Source organism: Marinibacterium sp. SX1 (assembly GCF_050389775.1).
Taxonomy (GTDB): domain Bacteria; phylum Pseudomonadota; class Alphaproteobacteria; order Rhodobacterales; family Rhodobacteraceae; genus Marinibacterium.
In genome coordinates this window covers 3,476,930-3,496,197 of record NZ_CP177144.1, presented here as the reverse complement: position 1 = coordinate 3,496,197, position 19,268 = coordinate 3,476,930, and the positions used below count along the sequence as shown (strand labels likewise).

11 protein-coding genes and 1 pseudogene are annotated in these 19,268 nt (G+C 68.2%); all 12 read left to right on the top strand.

From position 1 onward, the window contains the following. The first annotated feature begins 57 nt into the window (after positions 1-57). On the top strand, positions 58-1,029 hold the full coding sequence (locus ACK3BB_RS15785) for an ion transporter (protein WP_428928753.1): 972 nt from the start codon (positions 58-60) through the stop codon (positions 1,027-1,029). Beyond that, a pseudogene (tssB, locus tag ACK3BB_RS15780) lies at positions 1,026-1,529 on the top strand (type VI secretion system contractile sheath small subunit); the annotation flags it as partial. The gene ACK3BB_RS15785 and the pseudogene tssB, both read left to right, overlap by 4 nt. A gap of 270 nt (positions 1,530-1,799) precedes the next feature. Beyond that, complete coding sequence (locus ACK3BB_RS15775) at positions 1,800-5,831, top strand: type VI secretion system contractile sheath domain-containing protein (RefSeq protein WP_428928752.1); 4,032 nt, start codon at positions 1,800-1,802, stop codon at positions 5,829-5,831. Positions 5,832-5,872: 41 nt separating this feature from the next. Further along, on the top strand, positions 5,873-8,110 hold the full coding sequence (locus ACK3BB_RS15770) for a type VI secretion system Vgr family protein (protein ID WP_428925593.1): 2,238 nt from the start codon (positions 5,873-5,875) through the stop codon (positions 8,108-8,110). An 8-nt stretch (positions 8,111-8,118) separates the two neighbouring features. Further along, positions 8,119-8,715, top strand: a complete 597-nt coding sequence (locus ACK3BB_RS15765) for a DUF6931 family protein (protein ID WP_428925592.1) — start codon at positions 8,119-8,121, stop codon at positions 8,713-8,715. A 75-nt stretch (positions 8,716-8,790) separates the two neighbouring features. Beyond that, positions 8,791-10,572, top strand: a complete 1,782-nt coding sequence (gene tagH, locus ACK3BB_RS15760; protein ID WP_428925591.1) for a type VI secretion system-associated FHA domain protein TagH — start codon at positions 8,791-8,793, stop codon at positions 10,570-10,572. Positions 10,573-10,693: 121 nt separating this feature from the next. After that, positions 10,694-12,034: a type VI secretion system baseplate subunit TssK gene (gene tssK / locus ACK3BB_RS15755; RefSeq protein ID WP_428925590.1), complete on the top strand. Its 1,341-nt coding sequence runs from the start codon at positions 10,694-10,696 to the stop codon at positions 12,032-12,034. A 10-nt stretch (positions 12,035-12,044) separates the two neighbouring features. Further along, positions 12,045-13,526, top strand: coding sequence for a type VI secretion system protein TssL, long form (tssL, locus tag ACK3BB_RS15750; protein WP_428925589.1), 1,482 nt, complete (start codon positions 12,045-12,047; stop codon positions 13,524-13,526). After that, positions 13,523-17,089 carry a type VI secretion system membrane subunit TssM gene (gene tssM / locus ACK3BB_RS15745; RefSeq protein WP_428925588.1) on the top strand — a complete coding sequence of 1,189 codons (3,567 nt, stop codon included), beginning with the start codon at positions 13,523-13,525 and terminating at the stop codon, positions 17,087-17,089. Before tssL ends, tssM begins: the two co-directional genes overlap by 4 nt. Then, entirely contained in the window at positions 17,089-17,763 is a 675-nt protein-coding gene (tagF, locus tag ACK3BB_RS15740) for a type VI secretion system-associated protein TagF (RefSeq protein WP_428925587.1), read from the top strand. The genes tssM and tagF overlap by 1 nt, the downstream gene beginning before the upstream one ends. After that, positions 17,760-18,479, top strand: a complete 720-nt coding sequence (locus ACK3BB_RS15735; RefSeq protein ID WP_428925586.1) for a PP2C family protein-serine/threonine phosphatase — start codon at positions 17,760-17,762, stop codon at positions 18,477-18,479. Before tagF ends, ACK3BB_RS15735 begins: the two co-directional genes overlap by 4 nt. Next, positions 18,476-19,186, top strand: coding sequence for a hypothetical protein (locus ACK3BB_RS15730; RefSeq protein WP_428925585.1), 711 nt, complete (start codon positions 18,476-18,478; stop codon positions 19,184-19,186). The genes ACK3BB_RS15735 and ACK3BB_RS15730 overlap by 4 nt, the downstream gene beginning before the upstream one ends. Positions 19,187-19,268: the final 82 nt, after the last annotated feature.

Sequence of the window (19,268 nt, the reverse complement as noted above, 5' to 3'; positions counted from 1 at the left end):
CTGGAACCGCTGGGCCGTGTTGGGCCCGAACCCGTGTCGGCCACCGGTCGCGGTACGATGGGCCACGCCGGCTCCGACACCGGGTCTGGCGCCGGTCGTGATCCTGCGGATCAGGCCATTCATGGTGCCGGGCCCGTCACCGCTCGTATTCCGGCGGGTGCTGGTGGTGGCGACGCAGGGCCGGGCACCGGTGCCGAGCCCACCCTGCGCGACCGCGTCCGTCATTTCGTCGAACTGCCCCAGGTCGCCAACGGCATCCTGGTGATCATCATCGTCAATGCCATCACCCTGGGCATGTCGACCTCGGACCAGGTCATGGATGCGGCCGGCGGTTTCCTGACCGGCTTTGACCGGGTGATCCTGGCCATCTTCGTGGCCGAGATGCTGCTCAAGCTCTATGCCTACGGCTGGGGGTTCTTCCGCAACGCCTGGAACATCTTCGACCTGGTTGTCGTCGGGCTGGGCCTGCTGCCCAACCGGTCCGAGCTGTCGGCCCTGCGCGGGCTGCGCGTGATCCGGGCCATGCGCGTGCTGTCGGCCGTGCCCCAGATGCGGGCGGTGGTGCAGGCGCTGTTCGACGCGCTGCCCGGCATGGGCGCGGTGATCGTCATGCTGTCGATCGTCTATTACGTCTTCGGGGTCATGGCCACGCTGATGTATGGCGATGCCTTTCCCGACTGGTTCGGCACGCTGGGCCGTTCGGTCTATTCGCTGTTCCAGATCATGACGCTGGAGAGCTGGTCGATGGGCATCGTGCGCCCGGTCATGGCGGAATTCCCGATGGCCTGGGCATTTTTCGTGCCCTTCATCGTGCTCACGGCCTTTTCGGTGCTCAACCTCTTCATCGGTATCCTGGTCAACACGATGCAACAGGCCGTCGAGGCCGATGCCGAGGCCGAGTTCGAACGCCTTCGCGAGCTGGTGCGCTCGGAAACCGACGTGGTCGATGAACACGTGCTGGCGCTGCGCGACGAGATCCGCGCGCTGCGCGGCGAGATCGGCACGCTGAAACAGGGAGGCGGGTCATGAGCGACAGCCAGAAGTTCATCGCCCGCAACCGCGCGCCGCGGGTGCAGATCGAATATGATGTCGAGCTCTACGGCTCCGAGAAATCGGTCCAGCTGCCCTTTGTCATGGGGGTGCTGTCGGACCTGTCGGGCAAGTCCCATGTCGAGCCACCCGCCGTGGCCGACCGGGCGTTCCTTGAGATCGATGTCGACAATTTCGATGCGCGGATGAAGGCGATGGCGCCGCGGGTGGCATTCGCCGTGCCGAACACGCTGACCGGCGAGGGCAACCTGGCGGTCGATCTGACCTTCGAGGCGATGTCCGATTTCGAGCCCGGCGCGATTGCCGCGCGGGTCGAACCGCTGCGCGCGCTGCTCGAGGCGCGCCGCCAGCTGAGCGACCTGATGGCCTACATGGACGGCAAGGCCGGGGCAGAGGCGCTGATCGAGACGATCCTGGCCGATCCGTCGCTTCTGGCCGCGCTGGGCGGCGCCGCGCCCTCCGGCTCGCCCGAGGCCGACGCAGCCCTGGCCACCCTGCGCAGCCTCGCACCGCCCGCCGATAAGGGCCCGGCCGACACGACCGGCGAAGTCCTGTCCGCCCTCGTAGCCACACCCGTGTCCGAGGCGGAGGAGGACGATACGGCGGACGTTCTGGCCGGCCTGGCGTCCGCGCCGGTGGAGGAGGCGGCAGAGGATGATGTCGGCGCTGTCCTGGCGGGGCTGTCGTCTGCGCCGGAAGAGGAGGCCAAGGGGGATACGACCGGGGACGTTCTGGCCGGTCTGTCGGAGATGGCGCCCGCGCAGGCAGAGGAGGACGACACGGCAGCGGAGGTGTTAGCGGGCCTGGCATCCGCCCCGGAGGAGGACAAGACAGAGGATACCACCAGTGATGTACTGGCCGGGCTGTCGTCTGCGCCGGTAGAAGAAGCCGAGGCGGATACGACCGGGGACGTTCTGGCCGGTCTGTCGGAAATGGCGCCCGCGCAGGCAGAGGAGGACGACACGGCAGCGGAGGTGCTGTCGGGCCTGGCAGGCGCTCCGGTGGAGGAGAAGACAGAGGATACCACCGGTGATGTATTGGCCGGGTTGTCGTCTGAACCGGCAGAGCAAGACGCGGAGGATACCACCAGCACCGTGCTTGCCGGGCTTGCAGCGTCCGAGCCTGTCGATCCCGGGGACACGGAAGTTCTGGATGACGTCCTGGCGGGCCTGCCATCCGCGCCGACCGTGGAAGACGCCGGTGAGGACACGGCAGATGTGCTGGGCGACCTGGCACGCGCCCCGGTCGATGAGAACGACCCCGCCGAAGATCATACGGCGATCCTCGGAGCCATTGCAAGCGCACCACAGGAGCCGACCGGGGATGACAGAGCTGCGGCGGCCTTGGCCAGCCTTGAACCGGTCGAGGAAGAGAAGGCCGAAGACGACGGCCTGGCTGACATCATTGGCGGGATGAGCGCCCCTGCGCCGGACACAGCGGAAGAGGATACCGCAGGGACTGCGTTGGCCAGCCTTGAGCCTATTGCCGATGATGCGCCGGCAGACGACGGCCTGGATGACATCCTTGGTGGGATGAGTGCTCCCGCGCCGGAAACAGCGGAAGAGGACGCGGCAGGAGCAGCCTTGGCCAGTCTTGAACCGGTTGCCGATGATGCGCCGGCAGACGACGGCTTGGATGAAATCCTTGGCGGGATGAGCGCCCCCGCGCCGGATACAGCGGAAGAGGATACCGCAGGGGCTGCCTGGGCCAGCCTTGAACCGGTTGCCGATGATGCGCCGGCAGACGACGGCCTGGATGACATCCTTGGCGGGATGAGCGCCCCCGCGCCGGACACAGCGGAAGAGGATGCGGCAGGCGCGGCCTTGGCCAGCCTTGAGCCCGTCGCCGATGATACGCCGGCAGACGACGGCCTGGATGACATCCTTGGCGGGATGAGCGCCCCCGCGCCGGACACTGAGGAAGAGGATGCGGCAGGAGCAGCCTTGGCCAGTCTTGAACCGGTTTCCGAAGCTACGTCTGATGATGACGGGTTAGGGGACATGCTGGCTGATCCGGGTGGGGACGCCGATGTGGGAGCGTATGTCGGTGCCGTTGCTGCCGAAACGGGCGACGGAGAGGCAGACGACATGGACGATGTTCTGTGGAACCCGGTTGACGCTGTCGATGCAGAGGGAGGCATGTCCAACGCCAACGCCAACGCCAACGCCAACGCCAATAGCGGAGCCGACGCCGATGCTGATGGCGGGGCGCTGGATGGTCTGGACGACTTGCTGGGTGATCTCGCCGGGCCGGATGCGGGGGGATCGGATGCCACGGCTGGTGCGTCTGCAGAGGCGACCGAATTGGGCAATGGTCCAGGTGATGCCGGTGCAGCCACCGGGTTGGATGAAGGGGCCGGTGATGCCTCCGACGCGCTGGGCGAATTGGATGATTTGCTGGGCGATCCGGGTGGGGCAGACATGGCCGCACCGGATGCGCCGACCGACGCCGGGGGGGCGGCTGGATCGGGGGATGCCGCAGTAGGGGCCGATGAAGCGGAGAACGCTGCAGCCGCCGCGCTGGGCGATTTGGATGACTTGCTGGGTGATCCGGGGGCGACGGATCTGGCCGCAGCTGTGGCGGCCGCAGAGGCGTCGGGGCAGGCGGATGGATCGGGGGCCGCGAGCGCCGCGCCAGATGCGGATGACGCAGACAAGGGCGCGGCCGACGTGCTGGGCGATCTGGATGACCTGTTGGGAGATCTGGGTGGGGCCGAGGCTGTTTCGGATGGGCCGGGCAGCCTGGGTGCCGGGCAGGGTGCAGGTGCCGGAAACCAGGCTGGCGGCGATTTGGGGATGGCCGCAGATGCCGGTGGCCAGGCCGATGTCGCCGGGCTGGGTGCGGATGCCATTGGCAAGGACGGTGCCGCCGGGCAAGGCGCAGATGCCGGGGACCAGGGTGCGGCGAACAGTGACCAGGGCGAAGAGACCGCCACGGCGGCGCTGGACGATCTGGATGATCTGTTGGGCGACCTTGGCTTGCCTGCGGGTGGCGCGGCGGATGCGGGGGGTGGTGAGGGTGATGCCTCTGCGCAGGGCGCGTCTCCCGAGGCGGCTGCCGGGCAGGAACAGCCCCCGAGGCCGACCGAGCCCGAGCTGGTCTTTGGCACCATGACCGGCGACCGGCCGGCGCCGGACATGCTGAACCGCAAGCGCTTCCGCATCGCGCTCTTCGGCGATTTCAGCGGCCGCGCCGCGCGGGGGCAGATCGAGACTGGCGCGGCTCTGGCTGCCCGGGCGCCGGTGATGCTCGACCCCGACACCGTCGAGGACATCATCGAGGGCTTTGCCGAAGACATGGTCCTGCCGCTGGGCCGGGACGGGGCCGGGGTGCACCTGCCGCTGAGCGGGCTGGACGACCTGCACCCCGACGAGATCTTTGCCAATGTCCCGCTCTTTGCCGAGCTGAAGGCCCTGCGCGCGCAGCTGGGCGCGGGGGCCACCGCCGATGCCGCGCTGGCCCGGCTGAAGACCTGGGCCGAGACCCATGACATGCCGCTGGCGCCCAGCCGGCGACGCTCGGCCGCCACCGCCGTGCCTGCCGATTGCCGGCTGAGCGATTTCCAGCGGCTGATCGGCGCCAGCGCCCCGGCGCCGGCCACGGCCGGCCCGCTGGACGAGATGATCGCCCGCATCGTCGGCCCGCACCTGCGCCAGGCCCCCGACGGCCAGGCCATCGCTGCGGTGGATGCATCGGTGGCCGCCGCCATGCGCCTGATCCTGCACCACCCCGACGTGCAGGCCCTGGAAGCCCAGTGGCGCAGCCTCGACTTGCTGGCCCGCTCGGTCGAGGCCGACGACCGGCTCGACATCATGCTCTATGACATTTCGGCCGAGGAAATCGCCGCCGACCTGGCCGCCTCCGAAGACCTGTCGGACAGCGGGCTGGTGCAGCTGCTGACAGGCCCGCCGCTGGACGAGGACACCGGGCGGGGCGGCTATTCGGCGCTGATCGGGCTTTACACCTTCGAGGAAACCCCGGTGCATGCCCAGATCCTGGGCCGGATCGCCCGGGTGGCGGCCCATGTCGATGCGCCCTTTGTCTCGGCCCTGTCGACCGGCTTCATGGCCACGCCCAGGGACGACCGCCACCCGCTGGTGGCCGAGGCCTGGGACACCCTGCGCGCCATGCCCGAGGCGGCCTACCTGGGTCTGGCCACGCCGCGGTTCATGCTGCGCCGGCCCTACGGCGCCCGGACCGAGCCGACCTATGAATTCGACTTCGAGGAATTCACCATGGCCGAGGGGCTGTCGGGCCTGTTGTGGGCCAACCCGGTGGTGCTGGTGACGATCCTTCTGGCCCGCAGCTATCGGCGCAACGGCCCGGCGCTGGACCTGGGCAGCGTCATGTCGCTGGGCGACATCCCCTACCATTACGTCACCGACCGCCATGGCGACCAGGTGGCCTTGCCCTGCACCGAGCGCAACCTGACGCTGGCCCGGGTCGAAGAGGTCATGGCCCGGGGGCTGATGCCCGTGGTCTGGATCAAGGGCCGCGACGAGATCCGGCTGGGTTCGTTCAATGCCCTGGGCGGCGCGCCCCTGCGCGGACCCTGGAGCGACCTGCCGCCACCGGAGCCGTCGCCACCGCGTCCGCCCCGGCCGACGACGGCGGCCACGGGCGGGGAAACCGCGCCCTCTGTGACCCAGGACACAGACATGATGGCCGAACTGGACGATCTTCTATCTGATTTCGCAAACGACGCGCCGGCCGTGCCGCCGGCGCAGGCCGGCGATGGCGATATTGACGCCGAACTCGCCGCTTTATTGGAGGACCTGTAGATGCTGTTATTCGACGGCACGACAAACGGGGCGGGCCGGCCATGACCGTCAGCAAGCCACATGACGACGCCATTGCCTGGATGTCGGGCGATTACGGCGCCCAGGACCTGCAGTTCCGCAAGGCCATCGTGCGCGAGGGCATGAGCCGGCTGACCGAGATGACGGTGTCGTTCCAGTCCAAGACCAAGGACCTGGACCTGACCCAGTTCATCGGCAAGGCGATGAAGGTGCACCTGAAGACCCAGGACAAGAACGAACGCGAGTTCGGGGGCATCTGCGTGTCGGTCGAGAACCTCGGGCTGCGGGCCGGGGTGCGCCAGTACGTGGCCGAGATCCGGCCGTGGTTCTACCTGCTGACCCGCACCCGCGACTGCCGGGTGTTCCAGAACCTGACCACGCGCAACATCGTCGAACAGATCTTCGGCGAATACGGCTTTACCGATTTCACCTTCAAGCTGTCCGACAGCTATGACGTCCGGCAATATTGCGTGCAGTACCGCGAAAGCGATTTCGCCTTCATCAGCCGGCTGCTGGAACAGGAGGGGATCTATTATTTCTTCGGCACCAAGTCGGGGTCGGCCGAGCCCGACCAGCTGACCTTCTGCGACAGCAAGAGCTCGCACAGCCCGGTGCCCGAACTGGCCAAGGTGCCCTTTGAGGCCATGACCAACGCGTCCAAGGGCCGCGAGGAGAAGATCACCGAATGGGCCGCAACGCGGGCTGTGACCTCGGGCAAGGTCACGCTGAACGATTACGACCTGTTCAAGCCCACGGCTTCGATGGTCACGACCGAAGCGGCGGGCTCGCGCCAGTTCCCGCGCGACGACATGGAGATCTATGATTACCCCGGCCGGTTCCGGGGCGAGGGCAACACGCCCAAGGACAAGCCCGTCACGTCGGAAAGCGACCGTGCGCAGCGCCGGGCGCGGGTGCGGCTGGAAGCCGAGACCATCCGCCACAAGACCTGGCGCGGGGCGTCCAGCGTGCGCACGATGGGCGTGGGCCACAGCTTTGCCCTGACCGATCATCCCGACAGCGCGGCCAATACCGATTACCTGGTGATCCGGGCGACCCATTACGTCCAGACCGACATGGACGTGGCCGACGAGCCCACCGATTACGATCTCAGGGCGGCCAACCTCGACTTTCCCGAGGGTATTGCCGATTTCGCCTATGCCGCGACGATCGAGACCATCGCCCTGGCCGAACCCTACCGCGCGCCGCTGTCGACGCCCTGGCCGATGATGTCGGGCCTGCAGACCGCGCTGGTCGTCGGGCCTTCGGGCGAAGAGATCTATACCGACGATTACGGGCGCATCCGGGTCCAGTTCCACTGGGACCGCGAGGGCAAGAAGGACGAGACCTCGTCGTGCTGGGTGCGCGTGGCCACGCCCTGGGCCGGCAAGAACTGGGGCTTTGCCGCCGTGCCGCGCATCGGCGAAGAGGTCATCATCCAGTTCGAGGAAGGCGATCCCAGCCGGCCGATCTGCGTGGGCATGCTCTACAACGAGGTCAACCCGACCTTCTATTCCAAGAAGACGACGGCCACCCAGGTCGGCATCCGCACCGACAGCACCAAGGGCGTCAACGATGCCCAGGCCTTCAACGAGCTGATGTTCGACGACGAGAAGGACAAGGAAATGATGCGCCTGCAGGCGCAGAAGGACCACCAGTTCCTGACCAAGAACATCTCGCGCATCGGGGTCGGTCTGGCCAAGGCCGACGAGCTGAAGGATTACGCCTTCAAGAACGCGGCCGATGCGTCGCTGCTGCAGGTGGTCAAGGCCAACATGGAACAGGAGGTCCAGGAGGGCGATGCCTTTTTCTACGTGACCAAGGGCAGCCAGGAAAAGGTCATCCACAAGGATTTCAAGACCACGGTCGAGACCGGCGATACACTGCTGGACGTGGTCAAGGGCAAGCTGCTGGAAACCATCAAGGACAACCACGAGACCACGGTGCAGTCGGGCAACCAGACCAACACCGTCGAGAAGGGCAACCAGACGATCGCGATCGACACGGGCAACCAGACGACAACGGTCAAGAAGGGCAACATTGCCGTGACCGCCTCGCTGGGCAAGATCGAGATCGAGGCCAAGCAGAAGATCGTGCTCAAGGTCGGCCAGTCGTCGATCACGATCGACATGTCGGGCGTGACGATCGACGCGCCGATGGTCGACGTCAAGGCCAAGGGCATGGCGACGGTCGACAGCAAGATGACCACCGTGAAGGGCGCGGCGATGCTGACCCTGAAGGGCGGTATCACGATGATCAACTAGGGCATGTCATGAGCGACCGGTTTTCAGGAATGATCAAGGTGCCGCAGGAACCGGCGGCGAAACTGCTGGCCCGGGCGGGGGCCCGGCTGACCGTGGCCATCGAGGCGCCGGCCAGCGCCGGGGTCGATGCCGTGCTGGCCGAGCTGGAGGCGCGGGGCGAACTGTTCGACATGCTGCACCTGCTGGCCGTGGCCCTGCCGCCGCGCGAACGGGTGTGGTGGGCCTGCCTGGCCGCGCGCGATTACGTCGGACCGGCCAGCGAGCGCGACCCGCGCCCGCTCAGCGCCGCCGAGGCCTGGGTCTTTGACCCCAGCGACGACAACCGCACGGCGGCCAGCGATGCCATCGACGCGGCCTATGTCGACGACAACACCGTGCATTGCGCCATGGCCGCGCTCTATTTCGACGGCACGCTGGGGCCCGGCGACCTGGCCCGCTTTCCCGCCCCCGCCGGCGCGGCCGAGGCGGCGGCCTTCGGGATGAATATGGTAGCGCTTGGGGAAATGTCTGATAGGTTTGAGGAACATGGCCTTCTTCTGGTCGACAGGGCCGTCGACATCGCTCGCGGAGGGAACGGGCGGCTCGAAGAAACGGGGAGCGCGTAAGTCAGGCATGAGCACGTCCAGATCGAAGGCAATCAGGTCCATCCGGCGCGGCCGGACCGGCCGCTGAGAGCGCCCATGTCCGTCACCGTGTCCTTCCAGCCCACAGGCCCCGTGCCCGGCAATGCCGGGCCGGTCACCATGTCCGGGTCCAGCCTGACCATCGGGCGCGGCCCGGCCAATGACCTGGTGCTGCCCGACCCCGACCGCATGCTGTCCAAGAGCCATTGTGTCATCGAGGACCAGGGCGGCAATGTCGTGGTCATCGACCTGTCGACCAACGGCACCTTCCTGAATTATGCCAAGGTCCCGCTCGGCCCGGTGCCGACGCCGCTGTCCAATGGCGACGTGCTGACGCTGGGGGTGTTCGAACTGGTCGTGTCGATCGGGGCGATGGCGCCCTCGGCGCTCGATCTGGGGCCGGATCCGCTGGGCGATTACCCGGTCTCGCCGGGCCGGGCCGAGCTGTCGCCCGATCCGCTCGACCTGCTCGACAGCCCCGGCGAGGGCGGCGACGTGCTGGATGAACTGCTGGGCGGGGCCTCGGTGCCGACGGGGCCGGCCCAGCTGAACCCGGTCGATCCGATCGACGAGTTGCTGCCGCCCGACGGGGCCGGGGACGACGATCCGTTCTTACGCCCGCCCGCCGACGGGCGCGAAGGGCAGGGGGCGAGCTTTGGCGCCCACAGCCCTTCGGCCAGCGACAGTTTCACCCCGCCCAGCCCCGGGCGGGCGATCATTCCCGACGATTGGGACGATTTCCTGGCCCCGACGCCGGCGCAGGGTGGTGGCGAGGACGGCCTGCCAGGGACGGATGAGCCGGTCCCGCCGGTGGCCCCGCTGGACGATCCCTTTGCCGAGTTCGACGTGCCGCCGCCCGCTGCGGCCCCCGCGCGCCGGGGGGCGCCGGAGGTGCCGGATGCCTTGCCCGATGTGCCGCCCGCCGGCGCGCCCGAGACCCCGCCGGCCCAGCCGCCGCTGGCACCGTCAGGCCAGCCGCCCTTGAAGCCGCCGACCCAGCCGCCCGTCGCGTCGCCTGGCGCGACCGAGCCCGAGGCCCCGCGCGACCCCACCGCCGTGCCGCGCCCGCCGCATGCCAACGCGCCGCCGCCGCCGACCGTGCCGCTCGCCGCGCCTGCGGCGACGTCTCCCGCCACACCATCGACCCCTGCCGCGCCCACACCGCCCCCCGCCGCGCCCGCATCGGTCGGCGAGAGCGCCGCCGTCCGGGCCTTTCTCGACGCGCTTGGCGCCGACGACATGGACATCCGCGACGAGGATCTGCCCGAGACCATGGCCCGGGCCGGGGCGATCATGCGCGAGCTGGTCACCGGCATCCGCGAGATCCTGATGACCCGGACCTCGATCAAGTCGGAATTCCGCATCGAACAGACGATGATCGCCGCAGGCGGCAACAACCCCCTGAAATTCTCGGTCAGCCCGGAGCAGGCCGTCGAGGCCCTGCTGCGCCCGCGCCGGCGGGGCTACATGGCCCCCGAGGCCGCCGCCCGCGAGGCGCTCGACGACATCGCCGCCCACGAGGTGGCCATGGTCGCCGGCATGGAAAGCGCCATCCGCTCGGTGCTGGGCAAGCTCAGCCCGGCCGTGCTGTCGGACCGCATCGAATCCTCCGGCCTGCTGGGCGGCATCCTGCGTGGCGGGCGCAAGGCCCAGTACTGGGACATCTACGAGAAGATGTTCGCCGAGATTTCCGACCAGGCCGAGAACGACTTTCACCATTTCTTCAGCCGTGAATTTGCAAAAGCCTACCAGGAACAATTGAACCGCCTGAAGGCCCGGGACGACCAAGGTCAGGATCACGACCGGGATGGCATCGCGCCGCCCGCCGGCCCGGATTGACCGCCCGGCCCGCGGGCCCGGCGCACCACCCCCGCCGCCCGCGGGGCCGACAGCAGGACCCGCCAGCGGGCGGGCAGAACAGGAACACCCGCATCCGGCGGGACGCAGGAGAACGACACCCATGTCCTGGGACAGCAAGGTGCTCTGGACCGAAGGCCTCTTCGTCCAGCCTCATCATTTCCAGCAGGCCGACCGCTATGCCGAGGCGTTGGTCAACGGGCTGGCGCGCCGGCTCAGGCCCTATGCCTGGGGGGTGTCGACGCTGGACATCGATTTCGACGTGCTCAAGGTCGGCCAGTTCGCCCTGAAGACGGCCACCGGGCTGACCCAGGACGGCACGGTCTTTCGCATACCCATGGCCGACGATCACCCGCCGGCGCTCGAAGTGCCCGAAACGGTCAAGGATTGCATCGTCTACCTCACCGTGCCCCAGCGCCGCCAGGGCGCTTCCGAGGTCGACCTGACCGGGGCCGAAAGCTCGGCCAGCCGGCTGCGCCCGGCCGAGATCGAGGTCACCGACACGATGAGCCAGGAGCGCAAGCCGGTGATGCTGGGCGTGGGCAAGATGCGCCTGCAATTCGCGCTGGAGGTCGATGACATGGCCGACCGGCTGGCGATCCCGGTGGCGCGCATCATCGAGGTGCGCTCGGACCGGGAAATCGTGCTGGACCAGTCGTTCATCCCGTCCTGCCTGGATATCCGGGCCAGCCAGACCATCGCCGGGTTCTTCCGCGAGCTCGACGGGCTGCTGTCGCATCGGATGACGGCCCTGGCCGGGCGGCTGTCCGAGGGCGGCGCGGCGCGGGGCGTGGCCGAGGTGTCGGACTTCCTGCTGCTGACGATCATCAACCGGCTGATCCCCCAGGTGCGCCACATGGGCGGGATCGAGAACCTGCACCCCGAGGAGGCTTTTCGCTTCCTGGCCGGGATTGCCGGCGAATTGTCGGTCTTCATGACCGTCGAGAAGGTCGCGCCCGACCTGCCGCCCTATACCCATGACAACCTGACCAACTGCTTCCTGCCGGTCATGCGCATCCTGCGGCAATATCTCAGCTCGGTGCTGGAGCAGACGGCCATCCCGATCCCGCTGGAACTGCGCAAATACGGCATTTCGGTCGGGGTCATCGCCGACCGCAAGCTGATCGGCAACGCGGGGTTCGTGCTGGCCGTCGATGCCGAGATCCCGACCGAGGACGTGCGCCGCCACTTTGCCGGCCAGGCCAAGATCGGGCCGGTCGAAGAGATCCGCCAGCTGGTCAATTCGGCCCTGCCGGGGATCACTCTTCGCCCCCTTCCGGTGGCGCCTCGTCAGATCCCGTATCATGCCGGCGTGGTCTATTTCGAACTCGACGGCGACAGCCCCTATTGGCGCAAGATGACCACGTCGGGGGGGATCGCGGTGCATGTCTCCGGCCAGTTCCCGGGGCTCAAGATGGAGCTCTGGGCGATCCGCAACACCTGAGGGGGAGCCGATGGCGGACAAGGATCCATTTGCCGAACCGGGGGATACCGACAAGACGGTGATCCGGCCCAATCCCGGCGGCCGCCGTCCGGCCGCCGCCCAGCCGGCCGATCCCTTTGCCCCGCCGCCCCCCGCGGGCGCCGCGCCGGCTTCGGGCGGCTTTGGGGGCGGCCATGGGGGCGGCCAGGCCGGCGGTCATGGTGGTGGTCACGGCGGTGGTCCTGGGGGCGGGCAGGGCGGCTATGGCGTGCCCCACGGCCACCGGCCCCCGCCCGGCGGCGATGGCGTGGCGGCCCAGGCCATGACCGGCATGAACCAGCTGGTGGCCTGTGCATCGACCTTGTTCTCGCTGATCAGCCGCATCCGCAATCGAGCCCAGCACATGGACCCGGACAAGCTGCGCCAGTCGGTCGTGGCCGAGGTGCGCGCCTTCGAGAACCGCGCCCTGCAGGCCGGCATCCAGGCTCAGACCGTCAAGGTCGCGCGATATGCCATGTGCGCCACGATCGACGATGTCGTGCTGAACACGCCCTGGGGCGGCCAGTCGGACTGGGGCCTGCAATCCATGGTCGGCACGTTCCACCGCGAAACGGTGGGCGGCGACCGGTTCTACGACCTGCTGGCCCGGCTGGAAAAGGACCCGGCCAACAATATCGACATGCTGGAATTCCTCTACATGTGCATGTCGCTGGGCTTTGAAGGCCGGCTGCGCATCGAACAGAACGGCTCGGAAAAGCACCTGCGCATCCGCGAAGGCCTGGCCCGCATCATCCGCGCCCAGCGGGGCCAGGTCGAACGCGATCTCTCGCCGGCCTGGAAGGGCGTGCGCAAGCCGTTCCGCGTGCTGTCGGCATGGCGCGTGGTGTGGATCGCCGTCGGCGTGACCGCCCTGCTGATGCTGATGGAATTCGGCGGGCTGTCCTATGCGCTGTCGGTCCAGACCGAGCGGGTGATCGGCCAGCTGGCCATCATCGACGCCGGTCCGCCCGCACGGCTGGAACGCCGCGCGCCGCCACCGCCACCGCCGCCGCCCGCGCCGACGGTCGAAGAGCGCATCGCCAAGGTCGAAGGCTTCCTGGAGGTCGAGATCGACGAGGGCATCGTCGAGGTCTTTCAGAAGGGCAACACGCTGATCATCCGCATCAAGGGCTCGGGCATGTTCGCCTCGGGCTCGGACCAGTTGCAGGACCGGTTCCGCGATGCCGTCGACCGCGTGGCCGATGCGCTCAACGACGAGCCGGGGCCGGTCATCGTGACCGGCCATTCCGACAACGTGCCGATCCGGTCGTCGCGCTTCCCGTCCAACATGGCCCTGTCGCTGGCCCGGGCCAAGTCGGTCATGGCCGGCATGGAACAGCGGCTGGACGATCCTTCCCGGCTGTCGGCCGAGGGCCGGGCCGACAAGGAACCGATTGCCGACAATGCCACCCGCGAGGGCCGCGCCGCCAACCGGCGGATCGAGGTCCTGCTTGTCCAGGAGACCGACGGATGATCCTGCGCACCTTCTTCCGGCTGTTCCGCTCGATCTATTTCGTGCTGTTCTTCGTGGCCGCCGTCCTTGGCGGGGCGTTCTGGTATTTCGGTCCGCTGATCGGCAATGACGACTGGCGGCCCTTTGCGGCGGTGATCCCGCGGGTGGTCGTGATCTGCGTGATCGCGCTGCTCTTCGGCACGGCGATGCTGATCGTCGCGCTGACCCGGCGCAAGCATGACGACGACATGGCCGAAGAGATGGTCGAGGCCATCGACCCCGGCGAGGCGCTGATCACCGCCGAGATGGACGAGCTGAAATCCAAGTTCAAGACGGCCATGGCCGAGCTGCGCAAGTCCAAGGGCGGGCGCAAGACGCTGAACGAGCTGCCCTGGTATGTCATCATCGGCCCGCCCGGCGCGGGCAAGACCACGGCCATCGTCAATTCGGGCCTGCAATTCCCGCTGGCCGAAACCCTGGGCAAGGCGGCGATCGGGGGCGTGGGGGGGACGCGCAACTGCGACTGGTGGTTCACCAACGAGGCCGTGTTGATCGACACGGCCGGGCGCTACACGACGCAGGAAAGCGATGCCGAGGCCGACAACAAGGCCTGGCTGGGCTTCCTGGGCCTGCTCAAGAAATACCGCCCGCGCCAGCCGGTCAACGGGGCCATCGTGGCGATCAGCCTCAGCGATCTCTACCTGCAGGACGAGCTGACGCAAAAGGCCCATGCCCAGGCCGTGCGCCGCCGGCTGCACGAGTTGCGCGAACAGCTGGGCGTGCGCTTTCCGGTCTACGTGCTGTTCACCAAGGCCGACCTGATCGCGGGCTTTGCCGAATACTATGACATCCTCGGCAAGGAAGAGCGCGAACAGGTCTGGGGCTTTACCCTGCCGCTCAATGCCGGGGCGACGGACGAAGGGCCGATGGGCCATTTCGACGGTGAATTCGCCCGTCTGCTGGGCCAGCTCAACGCCCAGCTGCTGGAACGCATGCAGGGCGAGACCGATCCCCAGCGCCGGGCGCTGGTGGCGGGTTTCCCGGGGCAGGTGGCCTCGATGCGCGGGGTGGCCCGCAGCTTCCTGGGCGAGGTGTTTCAGGACAACCGCTATGAAACCCGCCAGATGCTGCGCGGGGTCTATTTCACCTCTGGCACCCAGGAAGGCACGCCGATCGACCGGCTGATGCTGTCGATGGCCCAGACTTTCGGCATCGGGCGCCAGGCCATCGGCACGGGGCAGGGCACTGGCCGGTCCTATTTCCTGACCCGGGTTTTCGACGGGGTGATGTTCCCCGAGGCCGGGCTGGTGTCGGCCGATGACAAGGTCGAGCGGCGCTATCGCTGGGCCCGGGCCGGGGCCATCGCGGCGACCGTGATCATTGCCCTGACCACCGGCGCGCTCTGGGCGCGCAGCTACCTGGGCAATGTCGCGCTGATCACCGATGCGGGCGATCACGTGGCGGCCTATTCGGCGGCCGCGGCCACCCTGCCGGGCAGCCCGGTCAGCGACACCGACCTGCCGCCGGTGGTCGACGCGCTGAACCAGCTGCGTGACCTGCCGGGCAACCCGGCCGTCACCGCGCCCGAGCCCGACCGCGCGCTGACCTGGGGGCTTTACCGGGGCGAGGTCATCGGCACCCAGGCCGCCCAGACCTATCGCGCGGCGCTCAACCAGCGGTTCCTGCCGCGCCTGCTGCTGCGGCTCGAAGAGCAGATGACGGCGAACATGAACGATCCCGAGCTGCTTTTCGAGGCGCTCAAGATCTACCTGATGCTGGGCCTGCAGGGGCCGATGAACGCCGACCTGGTCGAACAATGGCTGACCGACGACTGGGACTTTGCCTATCGCGGCCCGGCCCGGGCCCAGCTGCGCACCGACCTGGGGGTCCACCTGGGCGCGCTGCTGTCGCAGCCGATGCAAGAGATCGCCCTGAACGGGCCGCTGGTCGAACAGGTCCAATCTGTGCTGACCCAGCTGCCCCTGGCCCAGAGGGTCTATAACGGCATCATCGCCTCGGAAAAGGCCACCTCGCTGCCCGACTGGCGCATCACCGACGTGGGTGGGCCGGCCGTGGCCCGGGCCATGGCCCGGTCGTCGGGCGCGCCGCTGAACGCGGGGATCGAGGGCATCTTTACCTATGACGGGTTCTACGATGTCTTCCTGCCCGAAGCCGTCAGCGTGGCCGAACGGGTGCAATCCGAGGCCTGGGTGCTGGGCGAACAGGGGGCGCTGCTGGAAAACCAGAACGCCCTGCTGGCCCTGTCGCGCGATGTGCTGGATCTTTACTACAACGATTTCATCACCCGCTATGACACCCTGCTGGCCGACCTCGACATCATCCCGATGGAAAGCCTGGTCCATGCGGTCGAGGTCACCAACGTGCTGTCCGGTTCGACCTCTCCGATCCGCAACATCCTGACCGAGATCTCGCGCGAGACGCGGCTGACCGAGGACCGTTCGGCGTTGAACAACGAGGCGGTCAGCGAAGGGCTGGACCGGATCATCTCGATCGAAAGCCAGGCCGCGCTGTCGATGCAGGGCCAGATCCTGCTGGGCGCGCTGATGGAAACCGCGACGAGCCCCACGGGCGAGCCGCTGCCGCCGCCCGGGGCCTATGTCGAGGAGCGGTTCTCGTGGCTGCACCAGATGGTCGCCCGGCCACAGGGGCAGGGCTCGCAGCTCGACGAGCTGCTGTCGATCCTCAACGAGGTCTACAAGGAGCTGCAGAACATGTCCTTTTCGGGCGTGACATCGGGCAGCCAGACCGGCGAGGCGATCCAAGTCTTTCAGCAGACCGCCGCCCGGCTGGAAGGGCCGGTGCCCCGCTGGGCCACCCAGATCGTCGCCGGGTCGTCGGGCATTGCGGCCGATGGCACGCGGGCCTCGATGAATGCCAAGTGGCAGGCCAACGTGCTGCCCTTCTGCGAACAGGCCCTGACCGACCGCTATCCCTTTGCCCGCCGGGCCCGGGCCGACGTGGCGCTGCAGGATTTCACCCGGCTCTTCGCCCCGGGCGGGCTGATCGACGGGTTCTTCACCGACAACCTCTTCCGCTATGTCGACACCCGGACCCGGCCCTGGAGCTGGAAGCGGGTCAACGATGTCGACCTGGGCATCTCGCAACAGGTGCTGGAGCAGTTCCAGAACGCCGCCGAGATCCGCGATGCCTTCTTCAACGGCAATGCCACGCCGCTGGTCCAGTTCCAGATCACGCCCGAGGCGCTGGATCCCAAGGCCCGCTCGGTCGTGCTGTCGATCGACGGGCAGAACGTCGAGTTCGACCAGCGCTCGGGCCAGCCGCCGCCGACGGCCGTAACCTGGCCCGGCGCGGTGGGGTCGGCGCGGGTGACCTTCGAGCCGTCGCGCAACACCACCGAAAGCGTGCTCGACCGCAACGGTCCCTGGGCCTGGTTCCGCCTGCTCGACGCCGCCGAGGTGCGCCGCACCAACGTGTCCGACCGCAAGCGCGTGATTTTCAATGTCGGCGGGCGCATCGCCATCTTCCAGCTGCAATCGGGGTCGGTCCTCAACCCCTTTGCCCTGCCGGCGCTGGCCAAGTTCAGCTGCCCCAAGTCGCTGTGATGACGGCAGGTTTCGGCGCATTCGGCAAGATGCCGGCGGTCGGCGATTTCTTTCGCCTGGGCCCGCCCGCGGGGTTTGTCGAACCCTGGGACGGCTGGGTGCAACAGGCCATGCTGACCGGGCAGGCCGCCCATGGGCCGGGGTGGGACGGGCTTTACATGCAGGCGCCGATCTGGCGCTTTACCCTGGCCCCGGGGCTGGCCGGGCCGCAGGCCGTGCTGGGCGTGGTCATGCCCTCGGTCGACCGGGTCGGCCGGCGCTTTCCGCTGACCCTGGTCGGCGGGGTCGGCCGCCAGCCGGCCGGTCCGTTGCATTTCGCCAATGACGGGCTATTTGCCGCGATGGAGGACCTGGCCCTGGCCGCGCTTGACGACGGGATGACGCGCGACCGGCTGGGCGAGGGGCTGGGCGCGCTTCCCGCGCCGATAGTCCCGTCAGCGTTGACAAGGCTGACCCGGGCGGGGCAGACAGTAATTGGGATCGGGGCAAGTCCTCTTCAGGCCGGATTGGCGGCCGCGCATGTCGGAGCGATCGCGGGTGGACAAAGCCTGTGGTCGGCAGAGCTGGACGGGGTGACCCGCATGATGCTCTGCACGGGCTTGCCTGGAAAGGCTGAGGTCCCGGCGCTCTTCGACCCTGCGGCGGCGCCCTGGAACGAGGAGGTCGGTGCGTGAGCGCATCTGATTATCGCTACAATGCCCGCACCCATGTGGGCCTGCGCCGCAAGGTGAACGAAGACGCCGTGCTGGCGCTGCCCGACCAGGCGATCTGGGTCGTGTCCGATGGCATGGGCGGGCACGAGGCCGGGGATTTTGCCTCGGGGCTGATCGCCGACACGATCGCGGCCATCCCCGAAGGCCTGGACCCCGCGGCGCGCATGCAGGCGCTGCGCGATGCCATCGCCCGGGCCCATGACATGATCACCCGCGAGGCCGACAGCCGCGGCCGGGGCGTGATCGGGGCAACGGTGGCCGCGCTGATGATGGCCAATGGCCATTTCGTCGCGCTCTGGGCCGGTGACAGCCGCATCTACCGTCTGCGCGGCGGTCGGATCGAGATGCTGACCAAGGATCATTCGGCCGTGGCCGTCTTTGTCGAGGCCGGCACCATGACCTGGGACGAGGCCGAACAGCACCCGCATTCCAACGCCATCACCCGGGCCGTCGGCGTGGGTGAGACGGTCGAGCTGGACAAGGTGCGCGGCGAGACCGAGAAAGGCGACCGCTTCCTGCTGTGTTCCGACGGGCTGACCAAGTATGCGACCTTTGGCATGCTGGAAAAGGCCCTGGGCGAGATGCCCATCGAAACGGTCACCGATCACCTGGTGTCGGTGGCCCTGTCGGGCGGCGGGGCCGACAACATTTCCGTAATCGTGGTGGACGTATTGTGAAACGAGTTCCGGCGCTGATGGCGCTTGTCCTGGTGGCCCTGGCCGGCGCCGGCCTCGGTGTTCCGGCACGGGCGCAGCTGCTCAACGACTGGCGCGTGGCCTGTGGCGCCGACAAGGGCGCGGTGCGCAAGGAGGGGACCGATTGGCATTTCGCGCCCAGCCGCGATTTCTGCCCGGGCTCGGGCGGCAGCATCCGCGACGGCCAGCGCAGCGAGATCACCACGCGCAAGGTCAAGGCCACCACGCGCGGGGCCTGGCTGTTCTCGACGATGCTGACCTTCCGGTCGGGCCGTTTCGAACCCTTCGACCTCTTCCGCATCAGCGACGGGCGCAAGGGCTGCACGGCGCCGCTCAAGGTCAACGTGACCGAAAACGGCCAGATGCGCTTTGTCTCCGGCGTGCCCGAACCCAGGACGCGGGGCTGCGTGACGCGGGTGACGACGCTGGCGCCGTCCGAACGGGTGATCCGGCGCGACGGCACGGAACACCTGCTGGAGATCCTGGTCAATTTCGACGGCCATGGCGGGTTCGAGACGACGCTCTACCTCGACGGCCGCCAGGAGCTTTACGGGGTCTACGTGCCCGGCGATCCCGAGCCGCCGCGCAGCCAGACGTTTTCGTTCCGCCACGGGGTCTATGCGCGCGAAGCCTTTGATTTCTCGATGGTCTCGCGCGGATTGAGCGTGCGCGAGGTGCGGCCCGACTGATCCCGGCCGTCGGCTGCGAGACGGGCCGGACCCCGGCCCGAAGAGCCCGCCCTCGGGCAGCCTGCAACGCGGCCCGTCATCG